The sequence below is a fragment of the Micromonospora sp. CA-111912 genome, assembly GCF_050948415.1.
Classification (GTDB): Bacteria; Actinomycetota; Actinomycetes; order Mycobacteriales; family Micromonosporaceae; genus Micromonospora.
Map to the genome: position 1 here is coordinate 4785783 of NZ_CP192007.1, position 17894 is coordinate 4803676.

The window sequence follows — 17894 nt, forward strand, 5'->3', positions numbered from 1 at the left end:
GGATCCTTCAGACTGACGGGCGATGCGGCCCCAGCCGGTCGAGCAGACCGTCCACCAACGCGGCCATCGCGCCCGCGGCAGCGGTTCCGTAGACGTGGTAGTCCGGCCGGACCAGAACGGACGCCGCGCCCCGGTCCCGCAGGTAGTCCAGGTACCCGCCGTCGGCCTGTTCGCCGGGCCCGATGTGGACGACGGCGGCGCCGAGCCCGGACAGCAGGGCGCGCTGGGTCTCGCTGACGGCGTCCGGCTCCTCGGTGGTGATCAGCAGGAAGCCCGCCGCGATCAGGTCGTCGAACCGGCCGGTGCCGATCACGTCACCGCCCCCGGGCTGGATCAGTCCGGTGACCAGCGGTGTCGCCTCGGGTGGTGACGTCCGGCGGCCACCGCCGTTGGCCCGGATGGCCGCGTCGCGGTCGGCCGCGGCGGCCGGATCGGTCACGCAGATGACCCGGCCGAGCTTGACCGAGGCGAGGACGGCCTCCTTGGTGTGGCTGCGCCGCTCGAGCGTGTACGAATCGAGCAGCCGCTCGTCGGCCCGGCCGCCGAGCACCAGGTCCAGCTTCCACGCCAGGTTGCTGACGTCGCGGATGCCCGAGCACATGCCCTGGCCGGCGAACGGAGGCATCAGGTGGGCCGCGTCCCCGGCGAGGAGTACCCGGCCCTGCCGCCACTGCTGGGCCCACCGGGCGTGGGACCGGTAGACCCCGCTGCGCGACAGCGTCGCCGTGCGCGGCGTGACGCCGTGCGGTGCCAGAAGCCGCCACGCCGTCTCGACGCTGTCCAGCTCGGCGGCGGACTCCCCCGGCAGGCACATGAACTCCCAGCGCCTCCGGTCGCGCCCGCTGCCCACCAGCGTCGTGGGCCGGGCCGGGTCGCACAGCTGCAGGTTCGTCGGCTCGAACTCGCGGGGCTCGTGCAGCGCGACGTCACACAGCAGCCACTCGAAGGAGAACCCCAGGTCGGTCATCGGCACGGCGGCCAGTTCGCGGACGACACTGTTGGCCCCGTCGCAGCCGACCAGCCAGCCGGCCCGGAAGGTGTGGGTGGCCCCGGTTTCGTCCTCGGCGATCGCGGTGACGCCGTCGTCGGTCTGGCTGATGCCGACGACGGACAGGCCACGCCGGACCTCGACCCCGGGTTCGGCCGCCAGCGAGGCGCCGAGCAGCTGCTCCAGCGCGGGCTGGTGCATCGTGTTGGCGTCCGGCCACCCGTACCGGCCGGCCTCGCTGAAGGCGATGTCCAGGAGGACCTGCCCGTCCGTGCCGCGCCACTGGTAGCCGGTCGCGGGCACCGATATCCCGGGCAGGCCGGCGCCGACACCCGCCGCCGCCAGCAGACGGGCGGTCTCGCCGTCGAAGCTGGTGGCCCGGGGCAGCCCGAAGACCTCCCGATGCCGCTCGAGCACGGTCACCCGCCGGCCCCGGCGGGCCAGCAGGCTCGCGAGCACGGCACCGCTCGGACCGCAGCCGACCACGAGGACGTCGGCGCGCGGGGTCAGGGAAGCCATGTCTCGCGACCATACGCAGGCGAGTCGGCGTGCCCCATCGCTTGCCCTGACAGTGCCGGCGGGGAACAGCACCCGGCACCGGCAACCACCGTCAACGCGAGGGATCCACGACGGCCGGCACGGCACCTAGCGTTGCCCTGCAAACCGTCACGACGGCCTGGCCTGCGCCGGCGCCCAGCCTCGCGGCCGATCCGTCGGCCGCGATCGTCGAGCTGCATTGGAGATCACCGTTGCGGGGGCATGAGCACTACGTCCGCCAGATCCTCGGCCGGCTCGACGCCGATCCTGCCGCCGTTCCCGTCACGCTCGGAGACGAGCCGTTCTCGGCCGAGCGCCTCGCCAGGGCGATCCGCACGACAGCCGCGTGGATGCGCTCGGCCGGTGTCGGCCCCGGCGCCTCGGTCGCCGTGCTGACCAGCCCCAACACGCCGGCCACGCTGGTCTACCGCTACGGGGTGAACCTCGTCGGCGCGACGGCGGTCCACATCCGCGGGGTCAACGCCGCGGACCCTCGGGACGAAATGGGTCCTCGCGTCCAGGCCGAGATCCTCGCCGACCTCCGGCCGGCGGTGCTCGCGGTGGACCAGGACAACCTCGACCGGGCGCGCGGGCTGCGGGCCGCGGCCGGATCTCCGTTCGCCCTCGCCGCCCCGGGTCCGTCCGGACCGGACGTGCTGGACATGACCCGGCCCCCGGAGACGCCGTTCGACGACTCGACGGCCGAGCCGCCGGAGATCGCCGTGGTGACGTTCACCAGCGGCTCGTCGGGACGGCCGAAGGGCATCAGCTGGCCGTTCGCCGTCAAGAACGACATGGCCGCTGCCGCCGCCGGGGCCCGGCCGGCGGTCTGCCTGATCACCGGGTCGCTGACCCACTCCAGCGGTTTCTCCGCCGATGACGCGATCATCGCCGGGGGCAGCGTGGTGCTGCACCACGGGTTCGAGGCCGAAGCGGTGCTCCGGGCCGTCGAACGGCACCGCGTCACCCGGCTCGTCCTCGCCTCTCCCCAGGTCTACGCCCTCACCGAGCACCGCGCGTTCGACGGCTACGACCTTTCGAGCCTGCGCGAGGTGTTCTACACCGGGAGCCCGGCCGCGCCGGAGCGGCTGGCGGCCGCCGCCAAGTCGCTCGACCCGGTGCTGTTCCAGGTCTACGGCACGAGCGAGACCGGCATGGTCACCCTGCTCACCCCGGAGGACCACCTGGACCCCGACCTGCGCCGCACCGTCGGACGGCCCCCGGCGAACGTCCGGATCACCATCCGCGATCCGCAGGACCACGACCGGGTCCTCCCGCCGGGCGTCGCCGGCGAGATCTGCTCGTCCGGGGGCTGGGCGATGAGCCACTACTGGAACGACCCGGAGCAGACCGCGCGGACGGTCCGCGACGGGTGGGTGCACACCGGCGATGTCGGACGGCTCGACGAGTCGGGGTACCTGACCCTCGACGGCCGGCTCGACGGCGTCCTGAAGGGCCACGGCGTCCGGATCTACCCGGAGGCGGTGGAGCGCGCGCTCCTCGAGCACGCGGACGTGGCCCAGGCGGCTGTGTTCGGAATCGAGGACGAGGACCGCCTGGCGCTGGTCCACGCGGTGCTGACGCCGACGTCCGGCTGCACGCCACGACCGGCCGACCTGCGGGCGTACGTGGCGGACGCGCTCGGCGACCGCCACGCTCCGGTGGACATCGAGGTCAGACCCGAGCTGCCCCTGCTGGGATCGGCGAAGCCGGATCGGAACCTGCTGCGGGAGCAGGCGCTGGGTGCGCGGTTCTGGCAGTCGTCGCTGGACGGTGTGGACGGCGATTCCCTGCTGCGGGACCGGCTCGCCCGGCCGGGCGACGAGGCAGCCGGGGTACCGGCGCTCGTGCGGCGGGTCCCGGAGTTCCCGTCCGCGGAGAACACGCTGCTCGGGGTCTGGGCGGTGCTGCTGCACCTGCTGGGCGCCGGCTCTCCGGTGGTCTTCGGGGCCGGGCTCCGGCCGCTCCTGGTGGACGTCGCGCCGGACGAGGAGATCGGCGCCGTCCTGGACCGGGTCGGGGACGCCGTGGCCGCCTCGGCCGGGCACGCCCGACTGGGACCGCGGGGGCGGGCCGTGCTCGACGCCGCAGCGGACGCGTTGTTCGACACCGCGGTCAGCTTCACCCGTGCCGGGGACCCGCCGCCCGATCCGGTCCGGCCGCCCACGGCCGAACTCAGGGTGGACCGTGACGCGGGCGAACTCGTCCTGACCCTGGTCACCGACCCGCGGCGCATCGGCGCGGAACCCGCGGGGCGTCTCCTCGACATGGTCGTGCGCCTGCTCCGCGCGTTCCGCGAGGCGCCCGGCCAACCGGTCGCCGGGCTGGACCTCCTCGACCCGGCCACCCGCCGCCAGGTGCTCCGCGAGTGGAACGCGTTCCGGGAGCCGCAGCCCGCCGCGACGCTGGGCCGGCTGTGGCAGCACGCCGTCGACGAGCACGCCGGGCAGCCGGCGGTGGACGAGGACGGCGTCGTGACCTCGTACGCCGAACTCGACCGCCGTGCCGGACGGCTCGCAGCGGCCCTCGCCGAGGTGGGTGCGGCACCGGGCCGGATGGTGGCCCTCGTGCTGCCACGATCCCTGGACCTGATCACCGCGCTCCTGGCGACCGTCCGGACCGGCGCCGCCTTCGTCCCCGTCGATCCGGGATATCCGCGAGAGCGGATCGCCGCCATGCTGGAGGACTGTGACCCGATCGCGGTCTGCACGACGGCGTCGTCCGACCTCCCGCTGAACCGTCCCTGGCCGCGCGTCCTCGTCGACGACCCGGGGATCGGCGAACGGACGGACGAATCTCCGCGGGTCACCCCGGGACTGGCCGATCCGGCGTACGTCATCTACACCTCCGGCACGACCGGCCGGCCGAAGGGCGTCGTGGTCACCCACACCGGGCTGGCGAACCTGGCCGCGACCAAGCGCGAGGGCCTGGGACTGGACAGCACCGCCCGGGTGCTGCAGTTCGCGTCACCGAGCTTCGACGCGTTCGTCGCCGAGCTGATGGGCGCGTTCACCGCGGGGGCGACGGTGGTCGTGCCGCCGCCGGGCCCCCTCGCCGGAGAGCCGCTGACGGCGGTCCTGGTCGAGCGGCGGATCACCCACGCCATCCTCCCGCCGGTGGCGCTGTCCAGCATGGACCCCGCGGCCGTGCCCGGGCTCCGCGGCCTGATCAGCGCCGGCGAGGAGTGCCCGGCCGAGCTGGCCGCGCGGTGGTCCGCGAACCGCCGGATGGTCAACGCCTACGGGCCCACCGAAGTCACCGTCTGCGCCACTCAGAGCGGGCCGCTCACGGGAGGTGGCCGTCCCCCGATCGGACGGCCCATCGCCGGTGCCCGCGTCTACGTGCTCGGTCCCGGGCTGCAGCCGGTGCCACCCGGATTCCGCGGGGAGCTCTACGTGGCGGGACCGGGTGTCGCCCGGGGTTACCTCAACCGGCCCGCGTTGACGGCCGAACGCTTCGTGACGGACCCGTTCGGCCCGCCCGGCGCCCGGATGTACCGCACCGGCGACGTCGCCTCCTGGCGCGACGACGGCAACCTGGACTTCCACGGCCGGGCCGACGACCAGATCAAACTGCGGGGCTTCCGGATCGAGCCGCGCGAGGTGGCGGCGGTGCTCGAGGAACTTCCCGAGGTCGCCCGCGCGGTGGTCGGCGTACGCGAGGACGGCACCGGTCGCACCCGGCTGGTCGCCTGGGTCGTGGCCGCCGACGGGGAGGCGCCCGCCCGCGAGCACCTCCGCGAGCACGCCGCACGCCGGTTGCCGGAGCACATGGTGCCGACCGGGTACGTCGTCGTCGAGGCCCTTCCGGTGACGCCGAACGGCAAACTCGACCTGACCGCGCTCCCCGAAGTGGCCGAACAGGACAGTCCTGCGCGGGAGGCCCCACGTACCCCCGCGGAGCGCGCGCTGGTCGCCATCTTCCAGGAGCTGCTGGAGGCCGCCGAGGTCGGTGTCGACAGCGACTTCTTCGCGCTCGGCGGCGACAGCATGCTGGCCATCTCGCTGATCCGGCGCGCTCGCGAGGCGGGGCTGGCCATCTCCCCTGCGGAGATCATGGGGAACCCCACGATCGGTGCCCTCGCCTCGGTGGCGACCTCGCTGCCGTCCCCGCCCGCCCCGACTCCTCACGTGGAAGGCCGCCGATGACCCGCCCAGAAGTCAGCCCCGAGCTCCTCGATTCGCTCGACCTCGCCGACCCGGTGCTGCACGCCGAGAACGAACTTTCCGAGGTGTGGCGCGCGCTCCGCGAGGAGCGGCCCCACTACTGGCACCCGCCCAAGGGTGACCGTCCCGGCTTCTGGGTCTTCACCCGCTACTCGGACGCGATGACGGTTTACCGCGACAAGGAACACTTCACCACCGAGGGCGGCAACGCGCTGGCGACCCTGCTCACCGGTGGCGACTCCGCGTCCGGCTCGATGCTCGCGGTGACCGACGGCGACAAGCACACCCAGTTGCGCAACGTGCTGAACGCGGCGTTCTCCCCCCGCCGGCTCAAGAGCATCCGCGAGGCGATCCGGCGGACGATCGACGACCTGGTCCGGGCGGCGATCGACAAGGGCGAGTGCGACTTCGTCCACGACGTGTCCGCGAACGTTCCGCTGGGCGCCATCTGCGGTCTGATGGACGTGCCCGAGGCGGACCGCCGCTATCTGCTCGGGCTCACCTCGCACGCGTGGAGCTCCGACTACGCGGACGCCCCGCCGCAGGAGAGCTGGCAGGCCAAGAGCGAGATTCTGCTCTACTTCGCCGACCTGGCGCAGACCCGGCGCGGCAGTGACTCCGACGACGTGGTCAGCCTGCTGGCCAACTGCCACGTCGGCGGTCGCCCGCTCAGCGACGCCGACCTGATGTCCAACTGCTACGGGCTGATCATCGGCGGGGACGAGACCGGACGTCATGCCATCTCCGGCGGCCTCCAGGCACTGATCGAGTGGCCGGACCAGTGGCGCGCTCTCAAGGAGGGCACCGTCGGCCTCGACACCGCCGCCAACGAGGTGCTGCGCTGGACCGTTCCCTCGTTGCACGGCGGGCGCAAGGCCTCCGGCGATACCGTGGTCAACGGGCAGCCGGTCAAGAAGGGCGACATCGTCAGCGTCTGGATCTCCTCGGCCAACCGGGATCCCGAGGTCTTCGCCGATCCGGACCGCCTCGACCTCGGCCGCACGCCGAACAAGCACCTCACCTTCGCCTTCGGCTCGCACATCTGCCTGGGGCACACGCTGGCGCGTATCGAGGTGGAGGAGGTGCTCGACTCGCTGCGCACCCTCGTGTCGTCCGCGGAACAGAACGGGCCGGAGCGGTGGATCTACTCCAGCATCCTGCACGGCATGAGCTCGCTGCCGGTCACGCTGACGCCCGAGCCGGCGTGAACCGCGTCGCCATCGTCACCGGATCGGCCCGGGGCATCGGTGCCGCGGTGGCCGGCCGGCTGATCGAGGACGGCGTCGACGTCGCCGTCCTCGACATCGATCCGGTGGCGGCGGCGGCCGCCGCCGCCGGCCTCGACCGGGCGGGCGGCCGCGCCACGGCCATCGGGGTCGACGTGAGCGACGCCGACTCGGTCCGCACGGCGGTCGACGAGGTCGTCGACCGGTTCGGGCCGCCCGGCATCCTGGTCAACAACGCCGGTGTCACCCGGGACAACCTGCTCTTCTATCTCTCGCCGACCGACTGGGACCTGGTCATCAACGTGAACCTGCGGGGCACGTTCCTGATGACGCACGCGGTCGCCGAGCACATGGCCAAGCTCGGCTGGGGCCGCGTGGTGAACCTGTCGAGCATCGCCGCGGTCGGCAACGTCGGCCAGGCCAACTACTCGGCGGCGAAGGCCGGGATCGAGGGCCTGACCAAGACGCTGGCCCTGGAACTCGGCCCGCTTAACGTCACCGTCAACGCCGTGGCGCCCGGCTACGTGGCCACCGAGATGACCGCGGCACTGGCGGCGCAGGCCGGCCGTACGGTCGAGGAGCACCAGGCGCAGGCCGCGGCGACGATTCCGCTGCGCCGGGTCGGTCAGCCGAGGGACATCGCCGACGTGGTGGCCTTCCTGGCGAGCGACCACGCGTCATTCGTGTCCGGCCAGATCATCCATGTCGCCGGTGGACCGGTCTGCTGACCAGCGCCTCCACTCGACACTGTCAAACCGGGTAGTGGCCCGGGAACCGGCCGGGTGGAGCCTGCATGACGCGCTCGCCGCCTGTCCCGCGCCGTGGATCGAGGTGCACCTGGGCAACGTCCTGGACTGCCCGGTCACCGTGCTCACCGGCAATCGAGATGCGCTCGTGAGCCTGGACGAGGCGCACGCCTGGGCCGGGCACACGACCGGGCCGACCGACGTGGTGGTGCGGCCCGGCGGTCACTTCTACCTGGCCGGCCGGAACGAGCAGGTCGTGGAGGTCATTCGTCAGCGGTTGCCGGCCGTCACGGCGGACGATGCACCCCAGCACATTTGACGGGCATCGAACTGTCAACGTGAGTGATACTCAGATGAACCGGCCTAACCGGGCATGGCCCGCGATCTGATCGCCGCCCGCACCTACGCGCCGTCGATGCGCTGACCAGCACCTTTGCGATCGTGCGGCCGACCGCGCCCCACAACACCCCGGGAATTTGGCCGCCAGCAGTGAAAAAACAGTGTTCTATTCATCCATTTCGATGGTAACGTCGGAGCGCACCGCAGTAGGCAAGGCCGCCTGGCTGTGGGTTGCGACTAATAGACGACCCGCCCGGATCGGCATGATCAATTTGGGGGATTGGCTTTGATCAGGTCACGTCGAGCAAAGTCTGGACGGAACGATTCCCACGGCATTTCCTCCGAAAATTGCCTAACCGTTCAGATGCTCGCGCAGGCCCGGGCGAGCTGGCGCTCCGGCGATCTCGGCCTGGGCCTCTCCTACACCGAGGCCGCCACCCTGGCCAGCTGCGATCGGTGCGGCGAGCCCTGTGCCCTGCACGCGCGTCTGCAACAGGCGCTGCTCTACACCCTGATCCGGCGGACCGGCGCGGCACAGCAGATCATCGATGAAGTACGCGCCAGCCCCGCGTTGACCGAGCACCGAAAATCTGCCGCCATCGCCACACTTGTCGAAGCAAAGATTAAACTTGCGAACGGCGATATCGCGGGTGCGGCCAGCCAGTCGAAACTCGGAATGCAGCTGGCGAACGAGGCTCATCAGACGACCTGGACGCCACTCGGAAACGCCATCCTGGCCACAACAGCATTGCGTTGCGGCGAGTTGTTGAAGAGTATTCATCATGCGAATCAGCTGAAGGAGGACGCGGTTTTCGGCCGCGAATTCGTGCCCAGCGGTCAGGCCATGTGGATCGTCATTCAGATCGCCGAAGCGGAGAAGGGCCCGGAGCAGGCCGCCTCGCTCGCCGGCAAGGTGGTCGAGTCGGAAGCGGCAGTCTGTTCCCTGCTCGCCGACGAGCCCGCCGCGATCCCGTGGCTGGTCCGGCTCCTGATCGGCCAAGGGCAGACCGACCGGGCCGGCTGCGGCGTGCAGTTGTCCGAGCGGGTCGCCACCGAGAATCCCGACATTCCCGAACTACGCGCGGCCGCGGCACACGCGGCGGGCCTCCTGGCCCGGGATGTCGAGGAGATCCGGCTGGCCGCCGAGGCCCACACCGATCCGTGGGCGCGCGCGCTGGCGATCGAGGACATCGGCCTGGTCCTGGCCGAGGACGACGAGGAGAACCCGGAGGCGGTGAAGAACCTCGATCTGGCCATGCGATCGTTCGCCGAGATGGGGTCGCTGCGGGATTCCTCCCGCGTCCGGAGCAAGCTGCGAAGTATCAAATCCAACCCGGAGTCGCAGGCGAAATTCTGGCCGTCCAGCGGTATTCCCGGTCTGACCGACACCGAATACGCCGTGGCCCGGCTGGTCTCCGTCGGCCTCACCAACGGGCAGGCAGCGGCACAGATGTTCCTCTCCCGGCACACCGTGGCGTTCCACCTCCGGAAGATATTCCAGAAGATCGGCGTCAAGTCCCGGCTGGAGCTGGCGGTCATGTGGAACGAACTCGCGGACGGGATGCCCGGCGATTCCGGGTCGCCCAGCTGCCCGAGTTGAGTTCGCGTCCGCTACGTCCGGGACGCCCCGACCATCTCCGCGACCAAGGAGGCGAGCCCCACCGCCTGCTGCGCGTTCAGGCGGGGATCACAAGCCGTCTCGTACCGGGCAGGCAGATCCTTCTCCGCGACGGCCGGCGTACCACCGAGACACTCGGTGACGTCGTCGCCCGTCACCTCCACGTGGATGCCGCCGGGGTGGGTGCCCAGCCGCCTGTGCACCTCGAAGAAGCCGGCGATCTCGTCGACGATCTGACAAAGATGGCGGGTCTTGTAGCCGTTCGTCGACATGTAGGTGTTGCCGTGCATGGGGTCGCACTGCCAAATCACCTGGCAGCCGGAGGCGGTGACCTTCTCCACGATCGGCGGCAGAACGTCACGGACCCGGGAGTGCCCCATGCGGCTGACCAACGTGACCCGCCCGGGCTCGCCGTGCGGGTCGAGCCGGCGCACATATTCGACCGCCTGCTCCGGGGTCGTCGCCGGACCGATCTTGATGCCGATGGGGTTGGACAACAGCTCCGCGAAGGCGAGATGGGCGCCGTCGAGCTGGCGGGTGCGCTCGCCGATCCACAGGAAGTGCCCCAGTCCACTGGACAGGCGAGGCTCCGGCCCGCTGGTGTCCACCCACAGCTGCGACCGTTCGTAGTCGAGCAGAAGCGCCTCGTGGCTGACGTAGATCTCGCTGCCGGCGGGGCCGCCTCGACGGAATTCGCGGACAAGCCCCATGGTGCCAGCGGCGCCGGCGTGGGCTCGCAGCATCCGGTCAGGATCGGGCGTCCGGGCCGCGGGCGTGGATTCGACAGAGTTGACCATGTCGCCGCGGTAGACGGGCAGACCCCGGGCATCGACGGCCTGGGAGCGGGGCTTGGCATACTGCCCGGCCATTCGAGCGATCTTGACGACGGGCAGTCCGGCACGGTGGACGAGCACCGCGGCCATGTGGGCCAGCGTTCGGAGATTGGCGCTCTGGTGGGCGTCGGTGCTGTCGGCGAAGGTCTCCGCGCAGTCGCCTCCCTGCAGCAGGAACGCCTCGCCCCGGGCGACCGCGGCGAGCTGACGGGCCAACCGGGCGGTCTCGTCCGGCGCCACGATCGGTTCGGCCCTGCTCAGCGCGGCCACCGCGTCTCGTGCCCGACGCGGATCAGGCCACACCGGTTGCTGCGCCGCAGGCTTGCGCAACGCCGCTTCCAGCCGCCCGGAGAGAGGGCCGTCCAACGGCGGAAAGTGCGTCATCGACGAGCCCCGTCGGGCGAAGCGACCAGGTCGGCCACGGGCGTTCGCGGCATCCGATCCAACACGCTCGCGACCACGTCCGGCGGGACGTCGCTCACCAGTGCCGCGCCCTCCGGTCCGTCCAGGACAAAGGTGAATCCCCGGAGCGCCTTCTTGTCGTGTCGCATCAACCGGAGGAGGGCGGCGGTATCGGCCTCGGCCGGCAGCGCGGCGGGGAGCCCGTAGTGCCGGACGACGTCGTGATGCTCGGCCACCCGGGCCTGCCCGATGCGGCCGAGAGCCCCGGCGAGCTGTCCCGCGAAGACCGTTCCGATGGCCACCGCCTCGCCGTGGCGTACGGCGTAGCCGGTGGCTCGCTCCACCGCATGGCCCAGCGTGTGGCCGTAGTTGAGCAGGTGCCGCACTCCGGTGTCCCGCTCGTCCGTCTCCACGATGCGGGCCTTGAGCGTCACGCTGGCGGTGATCTGTTCGGCCAGGGTGAGCCCGCGCAGGTCCGGCGCGCCGATGAAGTGGCAGCGGGCGATCTCGCCGAGGCCGCTCAGCATCTCCCGCCGCGGCAGGGTGGTCAGGTAGTCGGTGTCGCAGAGCACCGCGCTGGGCTGCCAGTACGCGCCGACCAGGTTCTTGCCGGCGGGCAGGTTCACCGCCGTCTTCCCGCCGACGCTGGCGTCCACCTGGGCGAGCAGGGACGTGGGCAGATGGATCACGGGTACGCCCCGGTGGTACAGCGCGGCCGCCAGCCCGACCACGTCGGTGGTGGTACCGCCGCCGCACGAGACAATCACGTCCGACCTGGTCAGCCCGAAGCGGGCGAACTCACCGCACAGTGCCTCCACCGTACCGAGGGTCTTGTCGTGCTCGCCGTCGTGCGCGGGCAGCACCAGGCTCTGCACCCCGGTGTCGGGCACCCACTCCCGGGGGCGGGCCGACACGACGACGGCTCGCTCGGCGCCCAGCCGCCGGATGACGCCGGCGAGCGCCGTCCGCACGCCCGGGCCGATGAGTACGTCGTACGAATGGTCTCTCAAACGCAGAGAAACCGCGGTCATGTTGTCCCCTCCGGCCGCTGCGTGAACGGGTTCCGCCCCCACCAACCGCCTGACCAGTTTCGCCCGCGTCGCTCCGGGCAGCTATCGCCAACGTGAGTAGTCCCGGCCGGTCCGGACGACGATCGTGCCGGGTGCGAAGGTGACCGCGACGCTGGCCGCCGAGGCCGACGACGTACCCGAAGCGCCGGGAAAACTGCCCGCCGCCGGCTGACCCAGGCGCCCGGCCGGGTGCCGCGGGACGGCGGCACCCGGCCGGGCGAGAGGGCCGCGTGGCTGCGTGAGCATCCCGGTGTCGAGGTGGTGTGCCGGGACTCCTCCGGTGCCTACGCCGAAGCGGTCCGCCGTGCGCTGCCCGAGGCGTTGCAGGCCGCGGACCGCTGGCATCTGTGGCACAACCTCGCCGAGGCCGTGCGCAAGGAGGTCACCGCGCACAGTTCATGTTGGGCCACCGCCGGCCCGCCGCCGCAGGAAGGCAAACGGACGGTGACCACCCGGCAGCGGTGGCAGCAGGTCCACGACCTGCTCGACAAGGGCGTCGGCCTGTTGGAATGCGCCCGCCGGCTCAACCTCGGCCTGAACACCCGTCAAACGGCACGCCCGGATCAGTGAACCCGAACGCCTGGTCCGCGCACCGCCGCCCACGATTCCCGCACGGCCGATGCTCGGTCCCGTCCGCCGTAATGGGTAGCCAACTTCGGGCGTACACGCTACGTCTGTGGAGGCCGCGCGACGGTGGCACGTTGAATCCCTGGCAGAATTGAGGTGTGGCCGTGCGTCTGTCTGCTGTGGAGATGCTTGTCTCGCCGTCGTTCGCGGTCTTTTGGCTGCATTCCCGTACCGAGGGCTATCTCGACGAGATGAGCGCTGCGGGCCGGCAGGCCGATGCCGAGGACGTGGGGTTCGCGGTTTCCGCGGTGGCAGTGCGGACGGTGACAGACGCGGCCAGCGTACGTGTCGCCGTCGAGGTCTGGAACCGGCGGCCGATGCTGTTGGGGGATGAGCCGGCGTTCGAGTATGCGGTCGAGGGCGAGGTCGAACTCGGCGACGGGCAGTGGTGTATTGACGAGTCACATGACCCTGCGGTGCGGGTTGGGCTGGTGTTGCCCGGTGGTGCCGGGCGCTACGGCGTGCGCGTCACCGCCTATCATCAGCAGCGGGTAGCCGAGCTGATTGAAGAGCATGCCGAGGATTTCGTTTCGGCGATGGCTGCCGTTCGGGCCTTGCCCGCTACAGAGGGCGAGCGTTACCGGCTGCAGTTGTGGCCGGTGGGACGGGGCCGCTGACGACCCCGTCCCGGGTTCGCCTGGTCACGTGTTGACGCGGACGTAGAACTGGTCGTGGTCGAGGACGCGGTTGGGCTTGTAGAAGGTGTTCTCCAGCAGGTCCAGGGGCGCTGCGCGCCGTGGACAGCGCGGCGACGGCTGGATTTGTAGTCGCACGCCGTTGCAATGAGCCAAGCGGCATGTATCCTCAGGCATCGACGAATTGCTATTGGTCGTTTCGTAACCTTTGACCGATGGAGGGGTACATGAACAGAACCCGGATGCTGACCCTGCTCGCAGGTGTGCTCTCCGCGACGCTCGCGGTACTTGGGCTGGCCAACCCGGCGCAGGCCGCCGGCCACCACTACGTGGCGCTCGGCGACTCGTACGCCTCGGGGGTCGGCGCCGGCAGCTACACCTCGGAGAGCGGCAACTGCAAGCGCAGCACCAAGGCGTTCTCCGCCCTCTGGGCGGCGGCCAACGCGCCGGCCTCCTACAAGTCGGTGGCCTGCGGGGGCGCGAAGACGACCGACGTGATCAATTCGCAGGTCGCCGCGCTCAGCTCGCAGACCACCCTGGTCAGCATCACCATCGGCGGCAACGACGCCGGGTTCGGCAACATCATGTCCACCTGTGCCCTCAAGGGCTCCAGTGCCTGTATCGCCGCGGTGGACGCGGCCCAGGCACAGGCCCGGGCCAACCTCCCCGGCCTGCTCGACCGCACCTACACCGCGATCCGCAACAAGGCCCCGAACGCCAAGGTCGTGGTGCTGAGCTACCCGGTCTTCTACCAACTCGGCACGGCCTGCGTCGGGATCGGTGAGGCGGCCCGCGCGAAGGTCAACGAGGGCATCAACCTGGCCGACAGCCTGACCGCCGCCGCCGCGGCCCGCGCCGGGTTCACCTTCGCCGACGTACGCAGCATCTTCGTAGGCCACCAGATCTGCAGCGGCAACAAGTGGATCCACTCGGTCGACATCCTGAACCTGTCGAACTCGTACCACCCGATGGTGACCGGGCAGGCCAACGGCTACCTACCGGTGTTCACCCAGGCAGTCGGCCAGTCCACCACCGCCAAGAAAGCTAGCGCCAAGGTATAGCCCGCGTAGACAACCTGAACTGCTCCTCCGTCCTGCCGCTCTACCGGGGCTGCCTCGTCAACGGTCGGGCTACAGCACTGCTGCGGGCGTGAATGTTTGTCCGTAGGCGCCGGATGAGACGGCTCCACCGGGTCGACCCGGTGGAGCCGTCTCGCTCGTGAGCGGGTACTACCAGATCAGGCCGGTACCGTACGGATAGAGCGGATTTCCGTACCCGGTCGGAACCGGCTGGCCGGCGTCGATGTGGGCACGGATCTCGGCCCGCTGCGTAGCGGTCGCGCCCAGGTCGTACGGCACGTCCCAGTGCTCCACCTCGTCGGCCGGCACGTCTCCGCCAAGGCCAAAAAGGGGGCCGCCACCAATACCGCGTCAAAACAGCCCACTACCAGCGAAGACTCCGACTTCATCAGGTACGGCTGGAGTGCTGGACCCGGGAGCCGGACCGGGTCAATGCCGCTCGGGCATCGGCCCGCAGCTGGACCCGATCAGGTTTGCCCGGGCCGATCACCGGCAGTTCCCGGCGAATTTCGATCAAGCTGGGGACGTAGCTGTCGGACAGTGCCTCGGCGACATGGCGGCGCAGCTCCTCAGGGTCCACGGTGGCGCCGGGCTTCGGCACGACGGCGGCATAGATCCGCTCCACACGGTCGGGGTCCTCCACGCCGCACACCACGGCCTGGGACACGCCGGGCGCCTGGTTCAGCACCCTTTCGACGGCCTCGGGATGGATCCGGATGCCCTTGACCTTCATCATGTCCGAGAGCCGGCCGCTCAGGTGCAGGTAGCCGTCGGCGTCAAGGTGCCCGAGGTCGCCGGTGCGGATCCAGCCGTCCCGCACGAGCGCCTCGGTCAGTTCGGGCTCGTGCCAGTAACCGGCCGACGGCCAGCGCGGCTTCGCACAGACCTCGCCGATCTCGCCCACGGGCAGGGTCGCGCCGGTCTCCGGGTGCCGGATGCTCAGCGCTTCGGGGTTCACCGGCCGGCCGACGGTGCCGCAGGTGCGCAGGTCCTTGTGGTCGTCCGGGGAGAGCACGGTGATCGCGTCGCCGGCCTCGCTTGTGCCGTAGCCTTGGATCAGCACCGGACCGAAGATCTCCCGGGCCTCGCGCAGCCGGAGCGGTGCCCCGGGGCTGCCCATGTAGAACAGCTCGGTCAAGGTGGACAGGTCGGTGCCCGCCCGGTCCGGATGCTCGACGAGCGCGTTCACCTGCGGAGTGCCGAGCATGAGCCGGCTGATCCGGTGATGGGCGACCGCGCGCAGCACGGCCCCCGCCTCGAAGCCGTTGTGCAGCACCACCATTCCACCGGAGACGAGCGTGTCGTCCGCGGCGAACCCGCTGGAATGGGTGAGCGGCGCGGTGATCAGGACATTCGTCCGGCCGGGGCGGCCGGCCGCGCTCGCGCCGGCAATGGGTGGCAGCCACGGTGCGGACGCGACCATGTCGTTCTTGACCCCGAAGGTCCAGCAGACGCCCTTCGGCAGGCCGCTCGACCCACTGGTCTGGGTGATCACCGCGAGGTCGTCGTCGGTGATGTCCGCGCAGGGCTCGGCGCCGTCGCCGGATCCGGCGGTCAGGTCCACGGTGTCCGGACCCCCGGCCCCGAGAACCGCCAGGACCGGACGCTCGGCCCCGGTCGCGAGCAGGTCGCGCGCCCGCCCCTCGTGAGAAGCGTCGACCGCCAGCATCCGTGCGCCCAGGTCCGCGACGACGGCGCGCTGCGACTCCAGCCGCAGTTCGTCGTCGGGGATGACCGCGCTCATACCGCGCACGTGCGCGGCGGTCGCCCCCCGCAGGTTGGCCGCCCAGCGCAGAATCAAGGTGGCGGCGGTGTTGGGCTCGGTGAAAATGCACACGACGTCCCCGCGGGTGATGCCCTGGCGGCCCATCGCCGCCGCGGCCCGGCGAGTGGCGTCGGCGATCTCCCCCGCGGTGAGGATGACACCGCCACTGACTATCGCGGCCCGATCCGGATCGGCGTCGAATTGGGTCAGCAACCGCTGAACATAATGCCCGTGCGTCGTACTCATAACCCGGTTTCGCCTTCCTTCTCCGGGGGAACGCGATGACCAGCGCCGACCGCGAACCGCAGGTTAACCTGCGGGGCAGCATGGTCCCCATCCCTCACATTGACGGCACCCGGCCGTCAGAAAATGTGGTAGGCGCGCTTTCCTCATTGGACAGCGGCGGATCACCGAGAGCTCGCCAGATACATCGACCGTCACCCTCGGCCTGTGTCGCCGAGGCGAGGGCGGCCACCGATTGTGCGTCGGAGACGTCGGTCCGTCGGGGCCGGGGCGGAAACCATTCATCCTGGTAGGGGCGCGAATCCGTTGCCCGATCCTAGTATCGGCCGCAGCGGATCGACTCCGTCACTGTCGTCGTCAGGAGACCGCACCGTGCCCGGTCCGCTGGAAACCAATCCGCTGTTCGCGCTCCTCGACCACTCCGTGCGCCGCGACCCGTACCCGATCCTCGCCGAGCTGCGGGCGGCCAGCCCGCTGCGCGCCGGTGACCTGGTCGTCGTCGGCGACCACGCCACCTGCATGGCGGTGCTGCGCAACCCGGCGATGGGCAACGACACCCTCGGCTACCCGAGCATCGCCGAGGTGCTGCCTCGGTCGAGCTCGCTGATGGTGCTCGAGTCGCTGTTCTTCATGGACCCGCCCGAGCACGGCCGCCAGCGCAACCTGATCTCCAAGTCGTTCACCCCGCGGATCACCGGCCGGTACGAGCCGATGATCCGCGGCACCGTCGACCGCGTCTACGCCGACCTGGCGGATCGCGGCTCGTTCGACGTCGTCGAGTACGCGACCCGCGTGTCGCTGGGCGTGATCTGCGAGCTGATGGCGATCCCCGACGGCGACGTGGCCATGCTCAAGGACTGGTCGGACGAGCTGGCCCTGGCCACCGAGGTGCCGACGCTGTCCGCCGCGTTCCGCAGCCCGGAGCTGTTCAGCGAGGAGGAGGTCGGCGGCTTCGCGAAGACCTCGTTCGAGATCCACGCGTACTTCGCCGACCTGATCCACAAGCGACGCCGGCAGCCGGGCGAAGACCTGATCTCCAGCCTGATCGAGGTCCGCGACGGCGGCGAGTCGCTGACCCGCCCCGAGATCACCAACGTGCTGCTCAACCTGTTCGCCGCCGCCCACGAGTCGGTGACCAACGTGATCTCCAGCGGGGTGCTGGCGCTGCACCGCAACCGTGACCAGCTGGCCCTGGTGCGCGAACGGCACGAGATCGCGCCGCTGCTGGTCACCGAGGTGCTGCGGTACGACGCCCCGGTGCAGCTCACCGCCCGGGTCGTGCTGCGGCCCACCACGGTCGGCGAGCTGCGGGTCGAGCCGGGCACGGTCGTGGTGCTGCTGCTGGCCGCGGGCAACCGGGACGAGGCCGCGTTCCCCGGGGCCGACCGGTTCAAGGCCGACCGCAAGCCGAAGAGCACCCAGCTCTCCTTCGGCGCCGGGCCGCACTACTGCATCGGCGCCGCGCTGGCCAAGCAGGAGGCGGAGACCGCGCTGTCCGCGTTCGCGACCCGACCGTCCGGGTTCGAGGCCGACGAGGGCGCGCTCGACTACCGCCAGCACGTCGTGGTGCGCGGCCTGCGGACCCTGCCCGTCACCCTGCGGCCCTGAGCGAAGGAATCG

At 70.9% G+C, this 17894-nt stretch carries 14 protein-coding genes and 1 pseudogene; 9 read left to right on the forward strand and 6 right to left on the reverse strand.

From position 1 onward, the window contains the following. Positions 1-7: 7 nt before the first annotated feature. Positions 8-1507, reverse strand: a complete 1500-nt coding sequence (locus ACQPZO_RS19825) for a bifunctional 3-(3-hydroxy-phenyl)propionate/3-hydroxycinnamic acid hydroxylase (protein WP_433342992.1) — start codon at positions 1505-1507, stop codon at positions 8-10. A gap of 230 nt (positions 1508-1737) precedes the next feature. Here ACQPZO_RS19825 and ACQPZO_RS19830 point away from each other — a divergent pair, with 230 nt between their 5' ends. From ACQPZO_RS19830 to ACQPZO_RS19850, 5 genes are all read left to right on the forward strand, one after another. After that, entirely contained in the window at positions 1738-5673 is a 3936-nt protein-coding gene (locus ACQPZO_RS19830) for an amino acid adenylation domain-containing protein (protein WP_433342994.1), read from the forward strand. Further along, complete coding sequence (locus tag ACQPZO_RS19835; protein ID WP_433342996.1) at positions 5670-6899, forward strand: cytochrome P450; 1230 nt, start codon at positions 5670-5672, stop codon at positions 6897-6899. Before ACQPZO_RS19830 ends, ACQPZO_RS19835 begins: the two co-directional genes overlap by 4 nt. Next, positions 6896-7645 (forward strand): 3-oxoacyl-ACP reductase FabG, encoded by a 750-nt coding sequence (fabG, locus tag ACQPZO_RS19840; RefSeq protein WP_433342998.1) that lies wholly within the window; start codon positions 6896-6898, stop codon positions 7643-7645. The genes ACQPZO_RS19835 and fabG overlap by 4 nt, the downstream gene beginning before the upstream one ends. Continuing rightward, complete coding sequence (locus ACQPZO_RS19845; protein WP_433343000.1) at positions 7620-7982, forward strand: thioesterase domain-containing protein; 363 nt, start codon at positions 7620-7622, stop codon at positions 7980-7982. Before fabG ends, ACQPZO_RS19845 begins: the two co-directional genes overlap by 26 nt. Before the next feature lie 384 nt (positions 7983-8366). After that, on the forward strand, positions 8367-9602 hold the full coding sequence (locus tag ACQPZO_RS19850) for a helix-turn-helix domain-containing protein (RefSeq protein ID WP_433343001.1): 1236 nt from the start codon (positions 8367-8369) through the stop codon (positions 9600-9602). Positions 9603-9613: 11 nt separating this feature from the next. Here the strand turns inward: ACQPZO_RS19850 and ACQPZO_RS19855 are convergent, their stop codons facing one another. Both ACQPZO_RS19855 and ACQPZO_RS19860 read right to left on the reverse strand, forming a co-directional pair. Continuing rightward, positions 9614-10837 (reverse strand): 3-deoxy-7-phosphoheptulonate synthase, encoded by a 1224-nt coding sequence (locus ACQPZO_RS19855; protein ID WP_433343003.1) that lies wholly within the window; start codon positions 10835-10837, stop codon positions 9614-9616. Continuing rightward, positions 10834-11886: a 3-dehydroquinate synthase family protein gene (locus ACQPZO_RS19860; protein WP_433343005.1), complete on the reverse strand. Its 1053-nt coding sequence runs from the start codon at positions 11884-11886 to the stop codon at positions 10834-10836. Before ACQPZO_RS19860 ends, ACQPZO_RS19855 begins: the two co-directional genes overlap by 4 nt. 267 nt (positions 11887-12153) lie before the next feature. Here ACQPZO_RS19860 and ACQPZO_RS19865 point away from each other — a divergent pair. Next, positions 12154-12520, forward strand: a pseudogene (locus ACQPZO_RS19865) (transposase); the annotation flags it as partial. A 130-nt stretch (positions 12521-12650) separates the two neighbouring features. Beyond that, positions 12651-13169, forward strand: coding sequence for a hypothetical protein (locus ACQPZO_RS19870; RefSeq protein WP_433343006.1), 519 nt, complete (start codon positions 12651-12653; stop codon positions 13167-13169). A 24-nt stretch (positions 13170-13193) separates the two neighbouring features. On the opposite strand, the gene ACQPZO_RS19875 is transcribed toward ACQPZO_RS19870, so the two are convergent. Continuing rightward, positions 13194-13325 (reverse strand): hypothetical protein, encoded by a 132-nt coding sequence (locus ACQPZO_RS19875; RefSeq protein ID WP_433343007.1) that lies wholly within the window; start codon positions 13323-13325, stop codon positions 13194-13196. A gap of 89 nt (positions 13326-13414) precedes the next feature. On the opposite strand from ACQPZO_RS19875, the gene ACQPZO_RS19880 reads away from it, so the two are divergent. Beyond that, on the forward strand, positions 13415-14248 hold the full coding sequence (locus tag ACQPZO_RS19880; protein ID WP_433343009.1) for an SGNH/GDSL hydrolase family protein: 834 nt from the start codon (positions 13415-13417) through the stop codon (positions 14246-14248). Between the two features lie 168 nt (positions 14249-14416). Here ACQPZO_RS19880 and ACQPZO_RS19885 read toward each other — a convergent pair whose 3' ends face one another. Together ACQPZO_RS19885 and ACQPZO_RS19890 are read right to left on the reverse strand one after the other, a co-directional pair. Beyond that, positions 14417-14575: a hypothetical protein gene (locus ACQPZO_RS19885; RefSeq protein WP_433343011.1), complete on the reverse strand. Its 159-nt coding sequence runs from the start codon at positions 14573-14575 to the stop codon at positions 14417-14419. Between the two features lie 79 nt (positions 14576-14654). Further along, the gene (locus ACQPZO_RS19890) at positions 14655-16244 is read right to left on the reverse strand and encodes an ANL family adenylate-forming protein (RefSeq protein ID WP_433343013.1); all 1590 of its coding nucleotides are present in this window, start codon (positions 16242-16244) and stop codon (positions 14655-14657) included. A gap of 402 nt (positions 16245-16646) precedes the next feature. On the opposite strand from ACQPZO_RS19890, the gene ACQPZO_RS19895 reads away from it, so the two are divergent. Further along, positions 16647-17882: a cytochrome P450 gene (locus ACQPZO_RS19895; RefSeq protein ID WP_433343015.1), complete on the forward strand. Its 1236-nt coding sequence runs from the start codon at positions 16647-16649 to the stop codon at positions 17880-17882. The last annotated feature ends 12 nt before the right edge of the window (positions 17883-17894 follow it).

Excerpts from the sequence above, each read along its gene's own strand:
- ACQPZO_RS19860 (WP_433343005.1), bottom strand. The coding sequence starts at position 11,886 with ATGACCGCGGTTTCTCTGCGTTTGAGAGACCATTCGTACGACGTACTC.
- ACQPZO_RS19825 (WP_433342992.1), bottom strand. The coding sequence starts at position 1,507 with ATGGCTTCCCTGACCCCGCGCGCCGACGTCCTCGTGGTCGGCTGCGGT.
- ACQPZO_RS19855 (WP_433343003.1), bottom strand. The coding sequence starts at position 10,837 with ATGACGCACTTTCCGCCGTTGGACGGCCCTCTCTCCGGGCGGCTGGAA.
- ACQPZO_RS19850 (WP_433343001.1), top strand. The coding sequence starts at position 8,367 with ATGCTCGCGCAGGCCCGGGCGAGCTGGCGCTCCGGCGATCTCGGCCTG.
- ACQPZO_RS19835 (WP_433342996.1), top strand. The coding sequence starts at position 5,670 with ATGACCCGCCCAGAAGTCAGCCCCGAGCTCCTCGATTCGCTCGACCTC.
- ACQPZO_RS19845 (WP_433343000.1), top strand. The coding sequence starts at position 7,620 with ATGTCGCCGGTGGACCGGTCTGCTGACCAGCGCCTCCACTCGACACTG.
- ACQPZO_RS19880 (WP_433343009.1), top strand. The coding sequence starts at position 13,415 with ATGAACAGAACCCGGATGCTGACCCTGCTCGCAGGTGTGCTCTCCGCG.